We start from the raw sequence: 1,718 nt of genomic DNA, 5'->3' as shown, positions 1-1,718 counted from the left end.
TCTGGATTGCTCACATGGGGATTTGGTGTGTCAAGGCGGATGTTCCGCTTTTTGTTTGATTGCTGCCAGCTTTTCGTCCCGACCGCTGGGTCTTTCGGATGGCGCGCGCAGATCGTGTCAAGGTCGGCCCGGAGGGCCGCCGCGAAGCGGCTTGACCTTGACGCGAGCGAGCACGCCATCAGGCTTTGGTGGTCGGGCGGATGCGGGGCGGATAGCTCCTTCTCGTCAGGCGATCTCAGGTTCGAGCCGGTTTTCGCAATCTGGTTTCGCGTGCCAGATCAAACTCACATCCGGTCGTCGCGCGGTCGCGACTGCACCAACATTCCGCTTGCGGCGGGGCAGGCTCGAGAGGACGGGACCATTCTTCGTTGCGGCATTTGAAGCCATGCAATCCATCGGTTCGTCCACCCGGATCGGCCGAGGCTGATCGTTCCTCGGCTGATTGGTTTGAAGACTGTGAGAGGGGTTGCCTCAGGCGGCGGACTTCATCACGGCTCCCTCAATCACGACGCCGGCGGTCACGTACTTCCACAAGGCCACGAGCAGCTTGCGCGCCAGCGCCACGATCGTGCGCTTGCGGCCGCGCGGGCTGTTGGCGTTGAACCATCGGGTCAGCGCCGATTGCGGCTGGTGGCGGATCCATAACCAGGCGAGCTGGATCATCGTGGTTCTCAGGCGCGGATTGCCGGCTTTCGACACGCCTTGCTCGCGCGCGATCCCGCCGCTGCGCCAGGGCGTGGCCGCAAGACCGGCATAGGACGCAACCTGGCGGCGGTTGGCGAACTGTCGCCAGAAGGCCTCCGTCCAGAGAACGGCAGCGAAGTTCGGACCCATGCTCTTCAGGTCGAGCAGCATCGCGACCGGGTTCGATCCCTCCGTCCCTCCGGCCGGCCTGCTCGCGGCCAGCAACGCATCCTGCTCGCGCTCCACCGCCGCGATCTGCTCGAGCAGCAGTTCGAGCCGGTCGAGTTCGCGGCCGATCTGGACCTTCAAATGCGCCGGCAGCACCCGTCCGTCCCCCGTGCGCAGGACATCGAGCGCTGCCCGGCGGTTGCGCCGCATCGGCACGTAGTCGAATATGCCTTGTGCGAACAGAAGACCCTTGATCCGGTTCACATGCACGATCCGCTCCGCGATCAATGTCCGCCGCTCGCGGCAAAGCCTGCGACGGTCCTCCTCTTCCGGGGAGGGAGCAGCGACCATCGCACAGACCCGCGGCTCGCCGCGCTTGTAGGCCAGAAGCGACCGCAACAACGTCTCACCATCCAGCCGGTCCGTCTTGGCGCGCCGGCGCCGGCGCGGGGTCGCGATCGAGGCCGGATCGACCACGTGGCTCTCAATGTCTTCCTGTTGCAGAGCGCGGTGAAGCCAGAACCCGTCCAGCCCCGCCTCCTGGATGCTCACGATCCGATAGCTTTCCCCCGTTCGCGCCAGGGCCTTCTGCTTCAGCTCGGAAAACAGCTTCAAAAGTTCCGGAAGATCGCCGGCCTTCACGCTGTGTTTGGACATCTTCTCGCTATGGCCCGGCGACAGCGAGGTCACCAGCCATGTCGAACGGCTCAGTTCCAAAGACACAAAAATTGCGCCAAACTGCGTGCGGATAGCGGTCGGTCCGTCGGAAGGATGATCGAGCAACATCGTCGTCTCCAGGTTGGGTGGTATTGCAACCTCAGTCTGGCCTCAGACTTGGTCGCTATCCACTCCCCATGGAATCTTCG

At 63.8% G+C, this 1,718-nt stretch carries 1 protein-coding gene; it reads right to left on the bottom strand.

Annotation, left to right across the window (positions count from 1 at the left end; genetic code table 11):
• Positions 1-471: 471 nt before the first annotated feature.
• Positions 472-1,638, bottom strand: a complete 1,167-nt coding sequence (locus ABIB00_RS38925) for an IS110 family RNA-guided transposase (protein WP_247341006.1) — start codon at positions 1,636-1,638, stop codon at positions 472-474.
• Positions 1,639-1,718 lie beyond the last annotated feature (80 nt).

Origin of the sequence: Bradyrhizobium sp. LB14.3, assembly GCF_040547985.1 — a bacterium.
Lineage (GTDB): Bacteria > Pseudomonadota > Alphaproteobacteria > Rhizobiales > Xanthobacteraceae > Bradyrhizobium.
Note: the sequence above shows the minus strand (reverse complement) of the source record. Positions and strands in the feature narration are given on the sequence as shown.